Origin of the sequence: Ahrensia marina (assembly GCF_042140245.1) — a bacterium.
GTDB lineage: Bacteria > Pseudomonadota > Alphaproteobacteria > Rhizobiales > MH13 > MH13.
In genome coordinates this window covers 1989920-2011224 of the sequence record NZ_CP159483.1, presented here as the reverse complement: position 1 = coordinate 2011224, position 21305 = coordinate 1989920, and the positions used below count along the sequence as shown (strand labels likewise).

Below are 21305 nucleotides of genomic sequence, written 5' to 3'. Positions count from 1 at the left end.
GGTGGTGTAACAACCTTGCCGAAATATGTCAACATGGCTGACATATATTTCGAAACCAAACCGCATGACGCGCAAGACAATGATCCAGACACGTTGGCGATCATTGAGCATCTGTTCTTTGCCTATCGCGATTTTGTCGGTGAGCCGGATGAAATTCTGGCCGAGCTTGGCTTTGGTCGTGCGCACCACCGGGTGTTGCACTTTGTGCATCGCAATCCAGGTATGACGGTCGCGGTGCTTTTGGAGATTTTGCAGATCACCAAGCAAAGTTTGGCGCGCGTGCTCAAGCACCTTATCGAGACAGGCTACATCGCCCAGGAAACCGGGCCAGATGATCGTCGTCAGCGGCTTCTTTACACCACGAAAAAAGGCGCTGAGCTGGCAGAAAAGCTGATCGCCATACAATCGTCACGGATCGAAGGCGCATTGCAGACGCTCCCAAAGGGCGGCCGGAGCGACGTGCGCGACTTTTTGCGCGCACTGATGAATGATCCGGTGACCCCATTGGAAAGCTTGAACACCGCTGGCAAACCGGGTGCGGCGAAATAAATCCGTCCTGCTCCGGCGCGCTGAACAAGGATGTCCCTATGCCGACTGCTGCCGCCTCTCTGTCAATTCCAGCCGATACAGCCGCTCACATTCTCATAGTTGATGATGATGCGCGTATTGGTGACTTGCTCAAGCGCTATCTCGGTGACAATGGCTATCGCGTCACTGTCACCAAGTCCGCAGGCGATGCGCGCCGTGCCGCCTCTGGTCTGTCTTTTGATCTGATGGTGCTGGATGTGATGATGCCCGGCGAAAGTGGCTTGGAATATCTCACCGAACTTCGCAAAACGTCGGCCATACCCGTCATCATGCTCACAGCACGTGGAGAGGCTGGTGACCGCATCACCGGCCTTGAAACAGGCGCCAATGACTATCTTGGCAAGCCGTTTGAACCGCGTGAATTGCTGCTGCGGATCGACAATATTCTGCGCGCCACCCAGCAAACACGCAGCGGCAGCGTGGATGCTGTCGACTTTGGCCGCTTCCGGTTTGCACTCTCCAAGCGTGAGCTGACCAAAGACGGTGAAATGGTGCGGCTGACAGAGCGGGAGCGCGAAATCATGGCCATGCTCGCCGCACGCCCCAATGCCACCGTGTCACGGCTCGACCTGCTGGGCGATGATCCCAGCAAGACCGACCGTGCCATCGATGTGCAGATGACAAGACTGCGCCGGAAGATCGAAGAAAACCCTGCCTCCCCAGCCCATCTTCAAACCGTGCGCGGCGTAGGGTATCGTCTGGTAAGCGACTAGTCGCAACACGCCCTTTTTCCGCACAAGGATCGCCAACCGCCGATGGCCGACTGGCAAGAGACCAACCCAAACGCCATCGAAGCGAGCGATGCCACCGCGCGAGAGAACCGTCTCGGCAGACTCTGGCGACGCCTCTCTGGCCATCACTGGTGGGGTGGAAGCGCTAGCAACACCGATCCGTCAATTGAGCGCTCTGTCGGGCGCATGGGCGGCGCGATCCGCACCTTATTCGCGCCGCTCAATCCTCTCTTCTCCGCCTTGGGCTGGTTGCTTCGCCAGATTGGCACACTGGCCAAACCCTTGCTGCCACAGGGGCTCTACGCGCGATCACTGCTGATCATCATCACACCGGTGGTGATCTTGCAGTCTGTGGTGGCGTTCGTCTTCATGGAGCGCCATTGGGAGCTTGTGACTGAACGCCTGTCGCAGGCGGTAACCCGCGACATCGCCGCTGTCATCGAGATGGTCGAAGCATTTCCAGATGACGAGGCAGACCAGACAGAGATCATTCGCATTGCGCGCGATGCTCTTGATCTCAACGTCGCTTTCTTGCCCGACACAGCTCTTCCAACCGCCCTGCCCAAGCCATTCTTTGATTTGCTGGATCGCACGCTGAGCCAAGAGATATCGCAGCGTATCGAGCGTCCCTTCTGGATCGATACGGTTGGCCGCTCCAATTTGGTTGAGGTACGCGTCAAGCTGAACGATGGCCAGGTCCTGCGTGTGTTTGCCCGCCGCAATCAAGCTTATGCCTCCAATTCGCATATCTTTCTGGTTTGGATGACAGGCGCGTCCTTGGTGCTGTTGATCGTTGCCGTTCTTTTCTTGCGCAATCAGATCCGCCCGGTTCTCAAACTGGCCGATGCAGCCGACCGCTTCGGCCGCGGGCAAGAGGTGGATGAAGGCATGAATTTGCGCGGCGCACGCGAAATCCGCCGTGCCACCATCGCCTTCTGGCGCATGCGCGAGCGCATTGAGCGCCATGTGGATCAACGCACTGCTATGCTGTCAGGCGTCAGCCATGATCTGCGCACCATTCTTACCCGCTTCAAGCTGGAACTGGCTCTGCTCAGCGATGAAAAGGCCGCGCAAGAGATGGGCCGCGACGTTGATGAGATGCAAGCGATGCTGGAGGGTTACCTGGCGTTCGCCCGCGGTGATGACGGCGAAGTAAGCGTGCCAAGTGACGTTGAAGCGCTGCTTGATGACATCGCACACACCGCCAAAGCAACCGACCGCGAGGTGACAGTCTCCTTCGAGGGGCCAGTCACCGCTTCTGTCAAACCGCTGGCTTTCAAACGGCTTGTCACCAACCTCGTCAACAATGCTTTGCGCCATGCTGACACGGTGGAGGTGCACGCTAAGCGCACACCTGAAGAGCTGATTGTCAGCGTGCGCGATGATGGTCCGGGCATTCCTGAAGAAAAACGCGAAGAGGTTTTCCGGCCCTTTTATCGCATGGATGAAGCGCGCAATTTGGATGAAAGCGGCACGGGCCTCGGTCTTGCCATCGCACGAGACATCGCCCGCGCTCACGGCGGCGATATTGTGCTGGAAGATAGCAAGCTTGGTGGGCTTCAGGCGAAGATCACCATTCCGGCCTAGTAAAGCCTGCCACCGTTGGGCACGTCGGTGGTGGGTTGCAGCAGCACCACTTCGCCATCTGCATCAGGCACGCCCAAGGTTAGGACCTCAGACATCATCGGCCCGATCTGGCGCGGCGGAAAATTCACCACCGCCATCACTTGCCGACCAACCAACCCTTCCGGCGTGTAGTGTTTGGTGATCTGAGCAGAGCTTTTTTTCACGCCGATGGTATCGCCGAAATCAATCTTCAGCTTAATCGCCGGCTTGCGCGCTTCGGGAAAGGGTCCGGCTTCGATGATCGTGCCAACACGCACATCGACTTTCAGAAACTCATCAAAGCTAATTGTCTCGCTCATGCGCTATGCAGCTTCTGGTGTTGGCGCTGTATCCTCATGGCTGCCACCATCATCACCATCACGACGGCGCATGCGATCACGCAACCGACAAAGTGGACCGCCATTGGCCCCGCCCTCGCCGCGCATCAGCTTGACCAGCCCATCCAGATCGCCAATGCGCCGTTCTGCTTGCCGCAGCGCCTTATCAAGCTCAGCCATGGTAAGCGCCTGGCCTTCATCGCTTTCGCGTACAAACACCCGCATCACGCGGGCATAGACCTGCAAAAGGCCGACCATCACAAAGGCCCCACGTGCGCCATCAACGTCAACATCCCCACTGGCAGCCATCCGTGCCATCGATTTGGATGCGATACGACCGAGCGCCATCGTCAACGCCGGATCACGGCGTGCATCCCGCTCAAGCTGAATGAGCGCCAGCTTGTGCGGCAACAAGGCATCGAAACGCCGCATGAAAACATCAAACAATCGCTCACGCGCAGGCTCTTCAGCCATGTCGGGATCATCGTCAGCCAGCACCGCTTCATCGATACGCTTAGCAAAGCCCTCAAACAGCTCAAGACGGGTCGAATAGGTCATGAGCAGTTTGGCCAGCGGCACGTCGGCGGCTTCGGCCACAGCGCGAAGACGAATGTCGGAAAAGGGTGTTGTCATCAATGCCGTCATAAACGCGTTGATGACAGCGTCTGTCTCAGTTGTATTGAGCATAATCTCTCCTGCGAGCACCGCAGAGTGTTACGATTTTGGCACGTCTTTGGATGCCGCAAGCGCAACCGATCTGTCAAACGCAGCGCGTGTCGTCGCACCCATCAGATCAGAGAGCTTTCCGCTGTCTCGCAGCACCGACAAGCCCGCTGCGGTTGTGCCGCCTGGCGAAGTGACATTGGTGCGCAACGTAGCTGCCGTTTCATCGCTCTGCGCCAGCAATTGCCCAGCACCGACAATCGTCTGGCGGGCAAGCGCCATAGCCGTATCGGCAGGCAAACCAAGCGCCTCACCAGCGTCCGCTAGAGCCTCAACCATGTGGAAGACATAGGCTGGACCCGACCCCGACACGGCCGTTACCGCATCCATGGCCTGCTCATTGTCCACCCATACCACCTGACCAACGGCCTCCAACAGCGCCGTAACGCCAACCTTCACGTCCGACGGCACATCAGGGCCATAGGCGGCTGTGATGCCTGCGCCAACGGCAGCCGGCGTGTTGGGCATGGTGCGAATGCAGCGCGCTTTGGCAAACGCTGTTTGCAGCGCGGCGAGCGTCGTGCCCGCCGCGATGGAAAGCACCGTCAAACCATCATGATCGAGCGGCGCCAACCCGGGTAAAACTGCGTCCATCATCTGTGGCTTGATGGCGAGCATCAGCAAAGATGGCTGTGAGACAGCAAGATCGGTAAAGTCGGCAGAGCAGGCCACGCCTTTGGCAGACCACCCGCGATCATCCCCAGCAAGAGCAGGATCAACCAAGTGAATGGTTGCTGGATCGATCCCTTGGGTGATCCAACCATCCACCAAAGCGCCGCCCATCTTACCGGCGCCGATCACCACGGTGCTTTCAAAAGCAGCCATCGTGCTTACGCTTCGCCAGCGGTCTCAAACAGTGCGTCGGACAAAGCATCCTGTGCACTCTTGCCTGCCCACACGACATATTGGAACGCTTCATAATAGCGCTCGCAAACCTCGGCAGCCGACTCCAACATGCGCGCACATTGTTGCGGTGTCGCATCGGCCCCACCGCTCAAAAGCAGCGTTGCGCGAAACACGATGGCCGATTGGTCACGCCAAAGATCGAAATGGCCAATCCAAAGCTGTTCATTGACTAACGCGAGCAGCTTGGTCACTTCGCCCAATCGAGTGGGCGGCACTTTCAGGTCGAACCCACACGCCAAATGCAGCGCTTCATAGTCTTCCATCCAAGAGAAGGAGACGTGATAGGACGACCAAGACCCTTCCACGGAGATGGTGATCTCATGGTCGCTGGAACGCTCAAACGCCCACTCATTGAGCGAGGCCAAGTGTTCGACAACATCGACGGGATGGTTGAGGCGATCAGCCTCAAAATCGGCAAGCGACATACTGCCTATCCTTTGCCGGGACCAAGCAGACAAGGCACCCGGAGCAAGCGAATCTTTCGGTACGTCAACTATAAGTCAGCAGCGCGCGCTCGGCACCCCACACGCAAGCTTACCAGCGCGCAAGCGCGGCATTACCCGTGAACAACTTCACGACCCACTGTGGATGACTGAAAAAATGTATAGCGGCAAAGCCCGCTTAAGCGTCTGATTTTTCTACAGGGCTTGCCGACGAGAGCTGGGTAACCTGCTCTTCCAAAGCAGCAACACGTGCTTCAAGCGCCTCATTGGCTGTGCGTTGGGTGGCCACCATCTCCCGCAGGATATCAACATCTTCCTCGCGGGCCAGATCCATCGTGGCAACCATCCGCTCCATCTGCGAGCGAGCAACGGTTTCCACCTCACGACGCACGCCATCAGCAAGTCCTGCTGCATCCGTCATCAAGCGGCCAAGATCGTCAAACAAACGGCTGTTCGATTGGGTCATGAAGAAATGGTCCTTTTTCAAACGGGGCGCCACCAGCGCTCGAAAACATATGGTTCACCCGCCGCGTTCATGCAAGAGAGGGGGCAAAACGGCGCACCATCAGACCAACACATTACGGGCAGACGCACACTTTATGATCACCTTCACCACCCTTCCAGCCCTGGCTTTTCCGGTCATTGACCCGGTTCTCATCGAGGTCGGTCCTTTTGCGATTCGCTGGTACGCACTGGCCTACATCGCCGGGTTGGTGGGCGGCTGGTGGTATGTGCGCCGGTTGGTTCAGCGCCCGCAGCTTTGGCCCGCCGCTGGCGCACCTTACACGCCTGAGGATGTCGATGACTTCTTAACCTGGGCCACGATTGGCGTGATCGTCGGCGGTCGCCTCGGCTATGTGTTCTTTTACGAACCGGCCCGCTTTCTTGCTGATCCCATAAGCATTTTCTATGTCTGGCAGGGCGGCATGGCGTTTCACGGTGGGTTACTCGGCGTGATTGTCGCCATGATCTTTTTCGCCCGCACCAAGAAAACCAGCGCTCTCTCTTTGTTCGACATCATCGGTGCTGCCGCGCCCATCGGCCTGTTCTTTGGCCGTCTGGCCAACTTCATCAATGCAGAGCTTTGGGGCCGCCCAACAGACCTGCCATGGGGCATGGTGTTCCCCACCGCTGATGATCAACCGCGCCACCCGAGCCAGCTCTACCAGTCTTTTGGAGAAGGTGTCGTTCTGCTCGTGGCCTGCGCTATCGCCATTCGTCTGGGCGGGCTGAAACGCCCAGGCCTTGTCGGCGGTGTTTTCACCACAGGCTATGGCATCGCCCGTTTTCTGGTGGAGTATGTCCGCGCCTTTGATCCGGGCATTGGGCTGATTGGTGGAATCATCACCATGGGCCAGTTGCTCTCACTGCCGATGATTGTTGCCGGTCTTGTGTTGATTGCACTTGCGCGCCGAGCTCCGGCGAGCGCCATTGTGTAGCGGTCTGTATGACGGAACTCTCCTCCCTCGTTCGCACCGAGATCGAAACCAGCGGCCCGATCACCGTGGGTCGCTATATGCAGCTCTGTCTCAGCCATCCCGAACATGGCTACTACACCAAAGCCGACCCGCTTGGATTGAGTGGCGATTTCACCACCGCACCTGAGATCAGTCAGCTTTTCGGCGAGTTGATCGGCGCCTGGCTGGTCGAGGCCTGGCACCGGTTGGGCGCTCCAAACCCATTCGCTTTGGTGGAGCTTGGCCCGGGTCGTGGTACGCTGATGGCCGACGTGCTTCGCATCGCAGCGTTAGACGAACCTTTTATGGACGCTTGTGCCGTCCACCTGGTCGAAACCAGCCCTGCTCTTCGCGGCAAGCAGGTGGAGGCGTTGAAGCCCCTGGACATTTCACCCACCCATCACACGGTCCTCGACGGCTTGCCAAATTTGCCCACACTGTTTGTGGCCAATGAATTTTTTGATGCACTGCCAACCAACCAATGGGTGCGCACCCCCAAAGGATGGAATGCGCGCAAGATTGGTCTGGATGGGCAAGGCGCACTGGTATTCGGCGTGGACCCAACGCCGTTGCCGCCACCCAAACCAATTCGTGACATGCCGCCCGGCACCGTGGTGGAACACAGCCCAGCGCAAGATGTCATGATGCGGCAACTTGCCAGCCATCTTTCTGGCCATGGCGGAGCGGGCCTCATCATCGACTATGGAGCTCTGCAACCAGGCACGGGCGACACCTTGCAAGCGGTACGTGCTCACCAGAAAGTGAATCCACTTGGTGAGCCTGGCAGAGCCGACCTCACCGCCCATGTGGATTTTGCACACCTGGCAACGCTTGCTGAACGTGGCGGTCTCACCCACCTTGCAGCTGCCGAGCAGGGCCAGTTTTTGCTTGATCTTGGCCTGTTGCAGCGCGCTGGTGCCTTGGGAGCAGGCCGTGCGGCCGATGCCCAAGAAGCCATCAGCCTTGCAGTGGAAAGGCTTGCTGGCGATACGGCGATGGGCAAGCTTTTCAAAGTCCTCGGCATTGCCAGCGCACCGATCCCCTTTCCTGGCCTCGCGCCTTTTTCAGCCCCAAAGGAAACCGTATGAGCCAAGCCCTCAAGCCGCTTCTAGACCCTGCTTTGACGGCGATGACAGGCATTCGCCATGGTTTCTTCACCCGCCAAGGCGGGGTATCGATGGGCATCTATGACAGCTTGAACACGGGGCTTGGTTCACGGGACAATGTTCCCCATGTGAAGGTGAACCGTGCTCGCATTCTCGCTTTTCTCGGCGGCGATGCGTTCCTAACCGTCTACCAGCATCACAGCGCCACCTGCATCCGCACAGCTGTGCCGTGGCAATCGAACGCTGCTCCGCGTGCTGATGCCATCGTGACGGCAACACCTGGCTTGGTGATCTGTGCCCAGGCTGCTGACTGCGGTCCTATCCTTTTTGCCGATGAACAAGCCGGTGTTGTCGGCGCCGCGCATGCCGGATGGAAAGGCGCGATGACGGGCATCATCGAAGCAACGATCGACCAGATGGAAGCTGAAGGTGCCACCCGCGCCAACATCAAAGCCGCGCTTGGTCCGTCCATCAGCGCCAAAGCCTATGAGGTCGGCGCGGAGTATCTGGCACGCTTCGTCGAGCATGATCAGGACAACGCCCGCTATTTCATTCCCTCTGAACGCGAGGGGCATTTCATGTTCGATCTGCCAGCCTACACGATGGATCGTTTGGGCAAGGCTGGTGTTACGGCCAGCAGTCTCAATCGCTGCACCTACAGCGAACCAGACCTATTCTACAGCTACCGCCGCAGCACGCATTTGGGCGAACCCGACTATGGGCGCCTCGCCAGCGCCATTATGCTGACACACCCACAACCCAGAGAAGAAAATGCTTAACCCTGGACGTGGTAGAGCTAAGCCGCGATAAAGCCGGTTCGCCTATGAACCTGCCAGTTTGAGTCGAGTACGCCCTTGTTACACCGCGCCGTCCTTTTTGCTGCCCTGCTGGGCTTGAGTGCCTGCGCGTCGCCTGAAGGCCCAGGGTCACTCGACAGAGTAAGCCCCGTCACCCCGCAGCCTGTTACGCAGGTTCAAACGGCACCCCTACCAGGTACGGTCACAGCACAGCCTTTGGGCACGTCTGCCGGGTCGCAGCCGTTCCAAACGGCGCAGCAACCAAGCACGCTAAGCCCCACATCATCGCAGCCGGGAACCGTACAACCTGGAACGTTGCAACCTGGATCGATTTCCACCAACCCGTCACAGACCTCCACGCTGCAGGACTTTTCTGGCCAAAACACCTTGGGCCAAGACTTCTCTCGCACCCAAAACCTAGACGCTTCGGGCGGCACGGCGCGCGAAACGCTACAGGACGCCGTTCAAGCAGGCCTGCAGCCGCAATCGGTTGCGCCGGGCCTTGCACCGGCTGTCCCGCAATGGCCGCGCGTCTCGCTGGCACCGATAACCACCGCACCGGAACCAAACGCGACACAGCTGTTTGATGCCATCGATGACGCCACCTATCGCCGTGGCATGCAGCTTGCCTTCTTCGGTGATGAAACGGCTCAGTTTGTCGTGCGCTCGCAGGTGAGCGCCATCCCAGGTGATCAGACGACGTCAGTGATCTACGTGTTTGATATTTTCGATGCGCGCGGCACGCTTCGCCATCGTGTTTCTGGGTCTCAAGCGATCCCGCGCTCAGGTCCCGATGGCTGGGCGCTGGTTGACCCAGCAACCACGCAGACGATTGCCGATGATGTGGCAGGTCGCATGATGCAGTGGCTTCAACAAAACCCAAGCTAGCAAAATAGCGGCTCCGCGCTGCGATGCTAACACTTCTCTCACATACACCCAAAGCGGTGCATGGACTCTAACGGACCCTTTCGCTAACACACCGGCGACCTTCCCCGTTCAGGACCGCCCACATGAAGCTTGTCGCCGGAAACTCCAACCTTGCGCTGGCCAATGCCATTGCGGGCTATCTCGATGTGCCGCTCTGCAAAGCCGATGTCCGACGCTTTGCCGACAAAGAAATTTTCGTTGAAATTCAGGAAAATGTGCGTGGTGAGGACGTTTTCGTTCTCCAATCGACGAGCTTTCCGGCCAACGACAATCTGATGGAGATGCTGATTCTGGTCGATGCGTTGCGCCGCTCCTCCGCCAAACGCATCACCACGGTGATTCCCTATTTCGGCTATGCCCGCCAAGATCGCCGCACCGCCGGGCGCACACCGATCTCCGCCAAACTTGTGGCCAATCTCATTACCGAAGCTGGTTCAGACCGTGTGCTCACCATTGATCTGCATGCAGGACAAATCCAAGGTTTCTTCGACATCCCGACAGACAACCTGTTTGCTGAGCCGGTGATTTCCAAAGACATCATGGATCACTACACCTCCAATGGGCCATTGGCGGTTGTCTCGCCAGATGTCGGCGGTGTGGTGCGCGCCCGTGCCATAGCCAAGCGTGTCGATGCGCCCCTGGCGATTGTCGACAAACGCCGTGATCGTCCAGGCGAATCTGAAGTGATGAATGTGATCGGCGAGGTGGATGGCATGTCCTGCCTGCTGGTCGATGATATCGTCGACTCAGGCGGTACACTCTGCAACGCAGCTGATGCACTGCTTAGCATGGGCGCTAAAGAGGTCTCCGCCTACATCACCCATGGTGTGCTCTCAGGCGGTGCCGTGACACGTATTGCCGGCTCCAACCTCAAAGAGCTGGTCACCACCGACACGATTGAGACCACTGAGGCTGTGAAAAACGCCCACAACATTCGGATCGTCACAGTGGCGGGATTGCTGGGCGAAGCGATTATGCGCACAGCGCTGGAAAAATCGGTCTCCAGCCTTTTCGCTTAAGGTAGGCGGTAAACACGCCGAAGATAGTTGGTGTCATCAAACACCAGCCGCACACGGTCGCCGACCCCCACCTGATCGACAAAAACGAAGTGCTCGATGCGCTGGTCGAGGACCATACGGTTGGCGAGAAAGAGCTCGCCGGTCTGCGTGTTTTGGCCAACAATCTGCGTGTGGACGGAGTATTCCTCGTCGTCCCAATTCCAGAAATCAGCCGCAGAAGGCCCCAGCTGCATACCAAAGGCGAGCGTCCAAACGGCGACAAGGCGAACGGCGTGTCTCATGATGGAAACTCCTCATCAGGTACGAGCGAAAAAAGCCTCCAGCCATTTGGACAAGGAAAGCAGGCAGGATCAATGGAGTGAGCCCGCCTGCCTGTCCAGCGTCATAGGTAGGTCCTTAACGCAGCACGACCACACGATCCAATTCATTGTTGTGGTCGATGATCACACGAACTTTGTCGCCCGCAGCAGCCTGTGAAGGCATTGCAAACCATTCGATAGACTGATCGAGCGTGGTTCCGTTCGCCAGGTTCATCATACCATTGTTGCGATCGACCGAAAGAACTGTGGTGTCGATGTAGGTTTCTGAACCGTTGTCAGCGAGTGCCGGAGCAACAGCGATGCCAGCTGCCAAAGATGCGGCGACGAGGGTGAGAGCAAAACGTTTCATTGGGTTTCTCCAAATATGAGTTCAGGGTTGTAATGAACTAAACCGTTTGGTTCAGTTGATGGACAAATGCCACACGGATGCGCTAAGGTCAATGAGAAAATGAACTAAACAGTTTGTTTTAGTTTTGTGACCAATTCGCCAGCCACGTACCCCAGCCTCGCATCAAAGATCCGGATCCATGACTGACGCCTCATCCGCACCAGCCGCAAGCGACACCATCACGACCGACCATGTACCAAGCCGGGTGCTGCATGCCCTGGACGATGCGATGAACCGCAAACCGGTCGGTCGCAAAGAAGATCAGTTGCTGGACGCAGCCGAGGAGATCTTCCTTTCCCATGGCTATGCGGGTGCGAGCGTTGATGACATCGTCTTGAAGGCGGAGATCTCCAAAGCCACGCTTTACAAGTATTTTCACGACAAAGAAGCACTGTTCCGCGCGGTCATCGATCGGCGCTGCGTGCAGCAACGTGAGAAACTGGGGGCGCTCACGCTCAACCTATCAACCGAAGAAGCACTGATCGAAGGTGGCAAAATGGCGGTGACGTTTATGGTCTCGCCACTAGCTCAAGCCGTCTACCGCACATGCGTCGCCGAAGCGGCGCGCTTTCCCCATGTTGGTCATGCCTTCTTCCTGAGCGCTGCCGTCGCCATGACCAAACAATTGAGCGCCTTGTTTGAGTGCGCTGAAGAAGCCGGGGACCTCATCATCCCCGACAAGGCATTTGCTGCAAATCAGCTCTGGCAACTGGCACGGTCTGTCTATTTTTATGAACTGATGTTTCAGGTGCGCGACAATGTCAGCCAGCACGAACGCAATCATGTCGTGAAGGAATCATTGGAGATGTTCGTTGCCCGTTACGGCACCGAAAGCTTCAAGCCGCGCATGGCCAAGGCACTGGAAAAACTGAGCTAAGCGAAAAGCGTCAGCGCCACGCCGAGAGCAGCGCAGAAGCCAAGCGTTGTGAACAGTCCGCGTTTTAAGCCGATCAACAAGACCCCAGCGATCAAAGCGATCACAAGCGCCTCGATGTTGAGACTGGAGAGCATGGGTGCAGGCAGGCTGGCCGGCCCAACATTCACCGCGCTCACCACATCAAAGAGAACTTGAATCGCAAACCAGACCGCCAGCGAGGCGATCACACCGACCACAGCTGATGTAACTCCGCGCAACGCATTTTTCAGCCAAACAATTTCGCGCGTGCGTTCCACAAAAGGCGCCCCGAGAAAAATCCAGACAAAGCACGGCAGGAAGGTGAACCACAGCGTCAGCGTGCCACCGAGAAGACCAGCCAACACCGGATCCAGACCAAGTCCTGCCTGCGCCGCAGCCACGTAGCCGACAAACACCAGCACCAGAATAAGCGGGCCTGGTGTGGATTCAGCAAGCCCCAAACCGGTCACCATGTCTGCGGTGGAAAGCCAGGCAAAATCCTGCACCACAACCTGGGTGATGTAGGCAAGCACCGCATACGCACCGCCAAAGGTGATGATCGCCGTCCACGAGAAGAACAGTGCCTGCTGCGCCCACAGGCTCTGCAAACCCAAGCCGAGCACAAGCAACACCAAGGGCAGCAACCACAAACCCGCGCAGACAATCGCCGCGCGAAGGGACGAAGCATTGCGTTCTGCATTGGCAGCGACAGGTGTCTCAATGGACGTGCCCTGTCCCCGCCCCCAAACAGCAACCCCAAGCAGCGCAGCAACCCCGATGACGAGCGGAAACGGCACATCAAAAACGTACAGCGCCGTAAACGCCGCCAACGCTAAGGCGGCGGCCAGAGGCGATGTGAGTGTTTTTTGTGACAGCTTGATCAGCGCTTGCAGCACAATGGCAAGGACAGCCGCCTGTAGACCAAACAACAGACCTTCAACCGCAGGCACATCCCCGAGCGTGACGTAAAGCGTCGCCAATCCCAGCAGCACCAAGAAACCAGGCAGGATAAACAGCGCACCGGCGATCAGGCCGCCACGCACGCCTTGCAACAACCATCCGATATAGGTGGCAAGCTGCATCGCTTCAGGGCCTGGCAACAGCATGCAGTAGTTCAGCGCGTGCAAGAAGCGATCTTCAGGCAACCACTTTTTCTCATCCACCACCACTTTGTGCATGAGCGCGATTTGAGCTGCCGGGCCGCCAAACGACAAAAAGCCGATACGGGCAAACGCGGCCGTCACCTCGCCAAAACTGGCCGGCTCGTGCGCCGATGGAGCAGAAGAAGCGTCTACTGTCATGCCCTGTCCTAGGCGAGCCGTCATGACAGGGCAATGACAGGCTAGATCTTGCCAAGCGCCCTATTTGCATCGCACACAAAAGGGCGTTATAGACCGGCGTCCGCGCCAGACCCCCCTGGAGGCACGCGTGGATGGATCGCCGGATTGTCCGGCGTTTTTTATTGTATCATTGGAGAAATGCCATGCGTGAGAGCTATGAACTGGCTGGCACGCGGCGCGAACGGGTCGGCAAGGGAGCTGCCCGTGCTCTGCGACGCGAGGCCAAGCTGCCCGCCGTGATCTACGGCGACAAAAAAGACCCGATCCCGGTTGCGCTGCCCTACAAGGAAGTGAACTTGCTGATCCACGGCGGTGGTTTCATGACCACAGTCGGCACGATCGACGTAGATGGTGAAAAGCACCAGGTGATCGCGAAAGACTTTGAGCTCGATCCCGTGCGCGATTTCCCCATGCATGTCGACTTCCTGCGTGTGTCCAAAGGCTCCACGCTGACCGTCAACATCCCAGTGCACTTCCTCAACGAAGAAACCTGCCCAGGCCTCAAAGCCGGTGGCGTGTTGAACGTTGTGCGCCACGAGGTGGAGCTGAACTGCCCAGCCAACGCCATCCCAGAGTTCCTGGAGCTCGACCTTGCGACGGCAGAAGTTGGCGACACGCTCAACATCTCCAACATCACGCTGCCTGATGGCGCCGAACCAACAATCACAGACCGTGATTTCGTGATCGCCACCATCGCCGCACCGGCTGCTCTGAAGTCTGAAGAGGACGAGGAAGCTGAAGGCGAAGAGGCAAGTGTTGAGGTGCCAGCCACCAACCAGAAAGAGGACGAGGAGTAAGCTCCTCGTTGCGTCTGTCGACCTAGACGAGGCAAGCCATGCATCTGCTTGTGGGCCTTGGCAATCCAGGCAGTCAGTACGCCAACAACCGGCACAATATCGGCTTTGTGGCCGTTGATGCCATCCATGCGCGCCACGGCTTCTCGCCGTGGCGTTCGCGTTTCTCCGCGCAGGTTAGCGAGGGGCGTATCGGCACCCACAAGGTGCTGCTTGCCAAGCCAGAGATATTCATGAACCTCTCCGGCCAAGCCGCAGGCGAAATCGCGCGCTTCTACAAACTTGAACCTAGCGATGTGACAACGATCCACGATGAGTTGGATCTCGACCCCGGTCGCACCCGCATCAAAACTGGCGGCGGCCACGGCGGACATAACGGGCTGAAAAGCCTCGATGCCCACCTCGGCAAGGACTATCGCCGCATTCGTCTTGGCATTGGCCACCCAGGCCACAAAGACTTGGTCTCCGGCTACGTGCTCAAAGACTTCCCCAAAGCCGATCAGCCCTGGGTGGACGCACTCACAGATGAGATTGCGCGATCCATTGACCTTGCCCTCGACGGCAAAGACAGCGACCTCAACGCGCGGCTGAATGAGGCGACGGCGAGCTTTCGGCCTGAAAAGGCAAAGAAAGCTGACCAGCAACCGGCAAAACCCAAGCCCACCGGTGGCGGCCAATCGCACATCCGTCAGGCCCGACAAACCACCAAACCGAACATGCCCACCAAGGGCCCGATGGCCGACATGCTGAAAAAGCTGCTCGGTAACAAAGACTAGAGAAAGAGAGCCCGATGGGTTTCAAATGCGGCATCGTCGGACTGCCAAATGTCGGCAAATCGACACTCTTTAACGCGCTGACCAAAACAGCGGCAGCACAAGCGGCCAACTATCCGTTCTGCACCATTGAGCCGAACACCGGCGATGTAGCGGTGCCCGATCCACGCCTGAGCGAGATCGCTGGGATTGCGACCTCCAAAGAGATCATCCCGACGCGGATCACCTTTGTTGACATTGCTGGCCTGGTGCGCGGCGCTGCATCCGGCGAAGGGTTGGGCAATCAGTTCCTCGCCAACATTCGTGAAGTCGACGCCATCGTGCACGTGGTGCGCTGCTTTGAGGACGAAGATATCACCCATGTCGATGGCAAGATCGACCCGCTGGCCGATATCGACACCATCGAAACCGAGCTGATGCTTTCTGATTTGGAAAGCCTGGAAAAGCGCGTTGTCGCCATGCGCAAGAAAGCGTCTGGCAAAGACAAGGAAGCACTTCAGATGGTGCCACTTATGGAGAAGGCACTTGGCCTGCTCCAGGATGGCAAGCCTGCGCGTTTGGCCGAGCTTACACCGGAAGAAGAAAAGCCCTTCCAGGGGCTGAGCCTGCTGACCTCCAAGCCCATCCTCTACGTCTGCAATGTTGAGGAAGACGCCGCCGGTGAAGGCAACGGCTACTCCGCCAAAGTGTTTGACCACGCCAAGGCCACCGGCGCGCGCGCTGTGGCCATTTCCGCAGCCATTGAGGCCGAAGTGGCCGTGCTGCCGCTTGAGGAGCAGGCTGAGTTTCTAGAGACCCTCGGACTGGAAGAAGCAGGCCTCGATCGCCTGATCCGCGAGGGCTACGCACTGCTTGGCCTGGTGACCTATTTCACCGCCGGCCCCAAAGAAACCCGTGCCTGGACCATCACACAAGGCACCAAGGCTCCCCAGGCCGCCGGTGTCATCCACACCGACTTTGAACGGGGTTTCATCCGCGCCCAGACCATCGCCTATAACGATTATGTGACCTTGAAGGGCGAGACAGCCGCCAAGGAAGCCGGTAAAGCTCGCGATGAGGGCAAGGAGTACGTCGTTCAAGATGGCGACGTCCTGCTCTTTAAGTTCAACACCTAGGGTCACCGACCCAGGCAAGCTGGGCATTGCGGCGTGAACACACAGACCCATCTGCTTGTTGCCGCTGCCATCTTCGCCAAACCTGACCAGCCCAAACGCAACACCGCGCTAATCATCGGTGCGCTGTTGCCCGATGCGGCGATCTTCGCTCTGTTTGGTTGGGCTGTGCTCACAGGCGTGCCGCAAGAGGTGTTGTGGCGCGAGATCTACTTCTCTGAGCCTATGCTCACCCTCACGGCCATCGGCAACTCTGCCCCGCTTTGTGCCGCGATTGCGTTGGCCGCTTGGACCTATGCGCGCTGGCGTACCGGAAGGCCCCTGCCCGCACTTCCGACACTCACTGTGCTCGGTCTGGCTGCCCTCACCCATCTGGCAGGAGATTTTCCCGTTCATGTGGACGATGCACATCCGCACTTTTGGCCTCTAACGGATTGGCGCTTTCGCTCTCCCGTTTCCTATTGGGATAACGCCTATCATGGCCGTGCTTTTGGCGCGTTTGAAGCTGCTTTGGGTATCACGCTGGCGGCGATCCTGTTCTTCCGCTTCAAGGTACTTTGGGTCCGGGCATTGCTGGCCCTTTGCGTACTCGCTTATCTGGCAGTGCCACTCTTTTGGTATTTGCAGTTTGCTGGATAAGCGGTTGTTCCGAAGGAACAGAGCAAAAAGGGATGATGGTCGTTGTCGCCATTGCCAAACCAACGCTGCCGCTGACATTGATAAGCCGTCAGGCGTTCGTAGCCAATCCATCAAGGATTTTGGCTACACGTTGCTCTCGCGATCCAAAAACCTCCAATAAGGAGAGGCCGTTCTCGAAGAAACCGAAATCGTCGTCTCGCAGCATGGACGTCAGTCGTGCATCGATCTCTCGACGCAGCTGCGGATACTCAATGTTCTCCGCAATTTCGTCATTGTCCAGAAGGGGGACGAAGATGATGAGATCAAAGGTTCCCATGGCTCGCTCGATACGGGCAAGCAGCTTGGCCGAAGGCGTCCACTCAAAACCTTCCGCATCACTCACCACCTCCAGATAGGCAAGATAGTCGATGGGGCAGCGATCAAAAATGAGGCCGCTGTTTGTTGACGCCTTCAGGATCAAGTCGCAGCTCTGATCGAGCTGCTCCTCAAAGTCTTCTAAGTTGGGACCGTCGACGAAAGCGGCGTCGCTTTCAAAAACAAAAAGCGGCTCGGGGACGGCATCGAACGAGTCCGAAGCCTGTGCCAGGTCTTCAACAAGCGTCGTTTTACCAGTCCCATGCGCTCCAGTTACCGCGATGCGCATTAGAATCCTTTCCCTATGCTCGGCGACAAGCACAGAGAACGATGTCGCAGGGACAAAGGAGAAGGGTTTGAGCTCAAAGCGCACATCAGCCCACTCGAAAGAAGGCGTCAGTCTCCCTCGAACTCCATCAGCGCATGCACGGGCACGCCAAGCGCTTCGATCTTTTTTGCCCCTTGAAGGTCCGGCAGATCGATGATGAAGCAGGCCGCCACCACCTCAGCACCAATGGATTGGAGCAGCTTGATCGCCGCTTCTGCCGTCCCACCAGTGGCAATCAGATCATCAACCACGACAACCTTTTCGCCCGGCTCAATTGCATCCTTGTGCATCTCCATTTCATCGATGCCGTACTCAAGACTGTAGGCGATGCGCACCGTTTCGTGCGGCAGCTTGCCCTTCTTGCGGATGGGCACAAACCCGCTCGAAATCTGATGTGCCACAGCACCCCCAAGGATGAACCCACGCGCTTCGATGCCTGCGACCTTGTCAATCTTCAGCCCAGCATAGGGTTGAACCAGCTGATCGACAGCTCGGCGAAAGGCACGTGCATCGCCTAGAAGGGTGGTGATGTCTCGAAAACTGATGCCGGGCTTGGGGTAATCGACAATGGTGCGGATCGCCAACTCAAGGGTCGGGTCGGGTTGGATAGCCAAAGCGGAACTCCATCAGGGAAAACAGGCGCGAATGCGCGGCAAACCGGGGTACCCTAGTCGCGAGCTCACCGTGTGAAAAGGCCAACCAAGGTCAACAGAGATCAGCCCACAAAAAAGCCGCCCATGGTAGACCCAAGGGCGGCTTGAGGATCAGAAAGATCGAACGATCAGTGGTCGACTGCGCTCCAGACACGACGCTTGGTCATGTAAACCAGACCACCAAAGATCACCAGGAACGCCAACACGCGGAAACCCATTTCCTTGCGAGCATTCAAGTGTGGTTCAGCTGCCCACATCATGAACGCGGCAACATCTTGCGCATACTGCGAGATCGTTTCTGGCGAACCGTCCCCATAAGCGTGCATGCCTTCAAACAAGGGCGGTGCCATCGCAATCCACTCACCGCCAATGAAATACGGGTTGTAGTTCAGACCGATTGGCGCTTCCTCGTCTGCTGGCGGATCTTCATAGCCCGTCAGAAGCGAGTAGATGTAATCCGGGCCGTTTTCAGCATAACCGGTGAAGATGTCGATCACGAAGCCGGGGAAACCGCGGGTCGGTGCCCGTGCTTTGGCAAGCAGCGAAAAGTCTGGTGGGTAAGCGCCCATTGCCGCCACAGCCGCTTCGCGGTTCGGGAACGGTGGTGGGAAACGATCCGACAACCGAGCTTCGCGCTCAAACATTTCGCCGAATGAATCCGGGCCGTCAGTCACAAAATAGTTGACCGCAATGGCGCGAACCTCAGCTTCGGAGAACTCAGGGCCGCCTGGTTCCATCAGGTTGCGGAAGGCGATGCGGCTCAGCGCGTGACAGGCCGAGCAGTTCTCAGTGTACACCTGAAATCCGCGCTGCAACTGAGCAGTATCGTAAGTACCGAAGATGCCAGCGAACGACCAGTCCTGCATGCGAGGTGCTTTGGAGTCACCGGCAGCAAGAGCACCTGTTGCTGGCAGGGCCACTGCCAAGGCAGCGGCAGCCAGGGTCTTCAAGATGCGGCTTGAAAAGAAAGCCATGGATAAACGTCTCCTATTGGCGATATCGCCGATTAACCCTTGGTTTCCGGTGCCGCTGTTGCGCCAGCCGGTTGACCCGATCCTGATGCAACGCTTTTGCCGTTTTTCTTCAACACAGCTTCCGTGATCGATGCAGGCAGAGGTTTGGGTGTTTCGAACAGACCCAAAAGCGGCAGAATGATCAGGAAGTAGGCGAAGTAGTAAACCGTGCCCAACTGCATGGCTGGCACATACCAGCCTTCAGCAGGCTTCGAGCCAAGCCAACCAAGCCACACCGCATTGATGGCAAACAGCCAGAAGGCAGCTTTGAACCACACCGAGCGGAAGGCGCCGGACTTCACTTTGGACGTGTCGAGCCATGGAAGGAAGAACAGCACCACAATCGCGCCGAACATCAAGAGCACGCCGCCCAGAGCTGAAGGCACAGCACGCAAAATGGCGTAGAACGGCAGGAAGTACCACTCAGGCACGATGTGCGCCGGGGTCACCAGCGGGTTGGCCTCAATGTAGTTATCGGCGTGTCCGAGATAGTTCGGCAGGAAGAATAAGAAGTAGGCAAACAGGACAAAGAACACGACCATCGCGAACAGGTCTTTGACCGTCGCATAGGGCGTAAATGGTACCGTATCGGACTTCTGCTTCACTTCAACACCAGTCGGGTTGGTCTGACCGGTGATATGCAGCGCCCAAACGTGCAGGATCACCACGCCGAAGATCATGAAAGGCAGCAGATAGTGCAGCGAGAAGAAGCGGTTAAGCGTCGGGTTATCGACAGCAAAGCCACCCCATAGCCATTGCACCAGCGTTTCGCCAACGACCGGGAAGACCGAGAAAAAGTTGGTGATCACGGTGGCACCCCAGAAGGACATCTGACCCCAAACGAGCACATAGCCCATGAAAGCCGTTGCCATCATTAACAGGTAGATGATCACACCCAGGATCCACAGGACCTCACGCGGCTCTTTGTAGGAGCCGTAGTAAAGGCCACGGAAAATGTGCAGGTAGACCGCAACGAAGAACATCGATGCGCCAACGGCATGCATATAGCGCAAAAGCCAGCCATAATTCACATCGCGCATGATATGCTCAACGGAATTGAAGGCCATATCGGCATGCGGTGTATAGTGCATAACAAGCACGATGCCGGTGATGATCTGCGACACCAGCATGATCATCAAAATGCCACCAAACGTGTACATATAGTTGAGGTTCCGTGGGATCGGGAACTCAACAAACTGTCCGTGCATCATCCGCACGACAGGCAAGCGCGCATCGAGCCAACGCTCGACACCGCTCTTTGGAACGTAGGTTGAAGGTCCAGCCATAAAGGGGTCTCCTAAAAACCTTTCAATCGAAAGATTGGGATCGGCTTAGCCGATGCGAATGGTTGTGTCTGAAATGAACTCATACTGCGGGATAGGCAGGTTCTCCGGTGCCGGCCCACGACGAATGCGGCCAGCTGTGTCGTAGTGCGAACCGTGGCAAGGACAGAACCAGCCACCGAAATCACCGGCTTCCGACAGAGGAATACAGCCCAGGTGAGTACACACGCCCAGCATCAAAATCATCGCCGGATTTTCCGCCACAGAACGCGCCTCGTTTGTCGCCGGAGCATCTGGATCAACGTCTAGACGTGCAGATTGATCGGGCAAGTCCGACACATCCACAGCCTCGGCCTCAGCAATCTCTTCCTCGGTGCGATAGCGGATAAACACCGGCTTACCACGCCACATCACCGACACCTGTTCGCCCGGCTGCATGGACCCGACATCCACTTCGCTGGTTGAAAGCGCTAGCGCCGAAGCGTCCGGGTTCATCTGGGCGATGAAGGGCCATGCCAGGCCACCAACGCCGACGGCGCCCATGGCAGCCGTAGCAATGAAAAGAAAGTCGCGCCGGGTCGGCTCGTCCTGTGTCTGGGCTTCAGTCGACAACTTCGTCATCCTTCGTAGCAACTGTCCGGTGGGTTGCGCTGTCCGTGCGCAAAATCAAGTAGAATTCCATACTCTGAAGAGCAGAGACGCTATAAAGAATCAGGCACGCCTTGGCATGCAGGCATATCGCCGCATTCCGCGTGGCTCAACAGGTGGCTGCT

The 21305-nt window shown here is 57.6% G+C and carries 26 protein-coding genes; 13 read left to right on the top strand and 13 right to left on the bottom strand.

The annotated features are described in order from the left end of the window. The first annotated feature begins 33 nt into the window (after positions 1–33). The 3 genes from ABWH92_RS09880 (at position 34) to ABWH92_RS09870 (ending at position 2906) form a co-directional block, all read left to right on the top strand. Positions 34–549, top strand: coding sequence for a MarR family winged helix-turn-helix transcriptional regulator (locus tag ABWH92_RS09880; RefSeq protein WP_375567914.1), 516 nt, complete (start codon positions 34–36; stop codon positions 547–549). Between the two features lie 38 nt (positions 550–587). Next, on the top strand, positions 588–1301 hold the full coding sequence (locus ABWH92_RS09875; protein ID WP_375567913.1) for a response regulator: 714 nt from the start codon (positions 588–590) through the stop codon (positions 1299–1301). Positions 1302–1505: 204 nt separating this feature from the next. Then, positions 1506–2906, top strand: coding sequence for an ATP-binding protein (locus ABWH92_RS09870; RefSeq protein WP_375574229.1), 1401 nt, complete (start codon positions 1506–1508; stop codon positions 2904–2906). Here the strand turns inward: ABWH92_RS09870 and ABWH92_RS09865 are convergent. The 5 genes from ABWH92_RS09865 to ABWH92_RS09845 form a co-directional block, all read right to left on the bottom strand. Continuing rightward, entirely contained in the window at positions 2903–3244 is a 342-nt protein-coding gene (locus ABWH92_RS09865; protein ID WP_375567912.1) for a tRNA-binding protein, read from the bottom strand. The genes ABWH92_RS09870 and ABWH92_RS09865 overlap by 4 nt on opposite strands. A gap of 3 nt (positions 3245–3247) precedes the next feature. After that, complete coding sequence (locus tag ABWH92_RS09860) at positions 3248–3949, bottom strand: TetR/AcrR family transcriptional regulator (RefSeq protein ID WP_375567911.1); 702 nt, start codon at positions 3947–3949, stop codon at positions 3248–3250. A 27-nt stretch (positions 3950–3976) separates the two neighbouring features. Next, on the bottom strand, positions 3977–4810 hold the full coding sequence (proC, locus tag ABWH92_RS09855) for a pyrroline-5-carboxylate reductase (protein ID WP_375567910.1): 834 nt from the start codon (positions 4808–4810) through the stop codon (positions 3977–3979). 5 nt (positions 4811–4815) lie between these two features. Further along, positions 4816–5316, bottom strand: a complete 501-nt coding sequence (locus ABWH92_RS09850; protein ID WP_375567909.1) for a YbjN domain-containing protein — start codon at positions 5314–5316, stop codon at positions 4816–4818. A gap of 196 nt (positions 5317–5512) precedes the next feature. Continuing rightward, positions 5513–5800: an accessory factor UbiK family protein gene (locus ABWH92_RS09845; protein WP_375567908.1), complete on the bottom strand. Its 288-nt coding sequence runs from the start codon at positions 5798–5800 to the stop codon at positions 5513–5515. A 133-nt stretch (positions 5801–5933) separates the two neighbouring features. On the opposite strand from ABWH92_RS09845, the gene lgt reads away from it, so the two are divergent. From lgt to ABWH92_RS09820, 5 genes are all read left to right on the top strand, one after another. Beyond that, positions 5934–6773: a prolipoprotein diacylglyceryl transferase gene (gene lgt, locus ABWH92_RS09840; protein WP_375567907.1), complete on the top strand. Its 840-nt coding sequence runs from the start codon at positions 5934–5936 to the stop codon at positions 6771–6773. 8 nt (positions 6774–6781) lie between these two features. Further along, complete coding sequence (locus tag ABWH92_RS09835; protein WP_375567906.1) at positions 6782–7879, top strand: class I SAM-dependent methyltransferase; 1098 nt, start codon at positions 6782–6784, stop codon at positions 7877–7879. After that, positions 7876–8676, top strand: coding sequence for a peptidoglycan editing factor PgeF (pgeF, locus tag ABWH92_RS09830; protein ID WP_375567905.1), 801 nt, complete (start codon positions 7876–7878; stop codon positions 8674–8676). Before ABWH92_RS09835 ends, pgeF begins: the two co-directional genes overlap by 4 nt. Positions 8677–8751: 75 nt before the next feature. Beyond that, positions 8752–9582: a hypothetical protein gene (locus ABWH92_RS09825; RefSeq protein WP_375567904.1), complete on the top strand. Its 831-nt coding sequence runs from the start codon at positions 8752–8754 to the stop codon at positions 9580–9582. Positions 9583–9704: 122 nt separating this feature from the next. Then, the gene (locus tag ABWH92_RS09820; RefSeq protein WP_375567903.1) at positions 9705–10640 is read left to right on the top strand and encodes a ribose-phosphate pyrophosphokinase; all 936 of its coding nucleotides are present in this window, start codon (positions 9705–9707) and stop codon (positions 10638–10640) included. Here ABWH92_RS09820 and ABWH92_RS09815 read toward each other — a convergent pair. After that, positions 10637–10921, bottom strand: coding sequence for a hypothetical protein (locus tag ABWH92_RS09815; protein ID WP_375567902.1), 285 nt, complete (start codon positions 10919–10921; stop codon positions 10637–10639). The two genes, ABWH92_RS09820 and ABWH92_RS09815, sit on opposite strands and share 4 nt — an antisense overlap. 115 nt (positions 10922–11036) lie before the next feature. After that, positions 11037–11309, bottom strand: coding sequence for a hypothetical protein (locus ABWH92_RS09810; RefSeq protein WP_375567901.1), 273 nt, complete (start codon positions 11307–11309; stop codon positions 11037–11039). A gap of 178 nt (positions 11310–11487) precedes the next feature. Between ABWH92_RS09810 and ABWH92_RS09805 the strand changes: the two genes are divergently transcribed. After that, positions 11488–12225 (top strand): TetR/AcrR family transcriptional regulator, encoded by a 738-nt coding sequence (locus ABWH92_RS09805; RefSeq protein WP_375567900.1) that lies wholly within the window; start codon positions 11488–11490, stop codon positions 12223–12225. Here the strand turns inward: ABWH92_RS09805 and chrA are convergent. Further along, positions 12222–13544: a chromate efflux transporter gene (chrA, locus tag ABWH92_RS09800; RefSeq protein WP_375567899.1), complete on the bottom strand. Its 1323-nt coding sequence runs from the start codon at positions 13542–13544 to the stop codon at positions 12222–12224. The two genes, ABWH92_RS09805 and chrA, sit on opposite strands and share 4 nt — an antisense overlap. A 182-nt stretch (positions 13545–13726) precedes the next feature. On the opposite strand from chrA, the gene ABWH92_RS09795 reads away from it, so the two are divergent. From ABWH92_RS09795 to ABWH92_RS09780, 4 genes are read left to right on the top strand one after another with little or no spacing between them, the layout of a single operon-like run. Next, complete coding sequence (locus ABWH92_RS09795; protein WP_375567898.1) at positions 13727–14380, top strand: 50S ribosomal protein L25/general stress protein Ctc; 654 nt, start codon at positions 13727–13729, stop codon at positions 14378–14380. Positions 14381–14418: 38 nt separating this feature from the next. Next, the gene (pth, locus tag ABWH92_RS09790; RefSeq protein ID WP_375567897.1) at positions 14419–15153 is read left to right on the top strand and encodes an aminoacyl-tRNA hydrolase; all 735 of its coding nucleotides are present in this window, start codon (positions 14419–14421) and stop codon (positions 15151–15153) included. 14 nt (positions 15154–15167) lie between these two features. After that, on the top strand, positions 15168–16265 hold the full coding sequence (gene ychF / locus ABWH92_RS09785) for a redox-regulated ATPase YchF (RefSeq protein WP_375567896.1): 1098 nt from the start codon (positions 15168–15170) through the stop codon (positions 16263–16265). A gap of 33 nt (positions 16266–16298) precedes the next feature. Next, complete coding sequence (locus ABWH92_RS09780; protein ID WP_375567895.1) at positions 16299–16901, top strand: hypothetical protein; 603 nt, start codon at positions 16299–16301, stop codon at positions 16899–16901. An 88-nt stretch (positions 16902–16989) separates the two neighbouring features. Here the strand turns inward: ABWH92_RS09780 and ABWH92_RS09775 are convergent, their stop codons facing one another. From ABWH92_RS09775 to petA, 5 genes are all read right to left on the bottom strand, one after another. Further along, positions 16990–17544, bottom strand: coding sequence for an ATP-binding protein (locus tag ABWH92_RS09775; protein ID WP_375567894.1), 555 nt, complete (start codon positions 17542–17544; stop codon positions 16990–16992). 107 nt (positions 17545–17651) lie between these two features. After that, positions 17652–18197 carry an adenine phosphoribosyltransferase gene (locus tag ABWH92_RS09770; RefSeq protein WP_375567893.1) on the bottom strand — a complete coding sequence of 182 codons (546 nt, stop codon included), beginning with the start codon at positions 18195–18197 and terminating at the stop codon, positions 17652–17654. 167 nt (positions 18198–18364) lie between these two features. After that, positions 18365–19210, bottom strand: coding sequence for a cytochrome c1 (locus ABWH92_RS09765; protein WP_375567892.1), 846 nt, complete (start codon positions 19208–19210; stop codon positions 18365–18367). A gap of 32 nt (positions 19211–19242) precedes the next feature. After that, positions 19243–20535, bottom strand: a complete 1293-nt coding sequence (locus tag ABWH92_RS09760) for a cytochrome bc complex cytochrome b subunit (protein WP_375567891.1) — start codon at positions 20533–20535, stop codon at positions 19243–19245. Between the two features lie 45 nt (positions 20536–20580). Further along, positions 20581–21153 carry a ubiquinol-cytochrome c reductase iron-sulfur subunit gene (gene petA, locus ABWH92_RS09755; RefSeq protein ID WP_375567890.1) on the bottom strand — a complete coding sequence of 191 codons (573 nt, stop codon included), beginning with the start codon at positions 21151–21153 and terminating at the stop codon, positions 20581–20583. Positions 21154–21305: the final 152 nt, after the last annotated feature.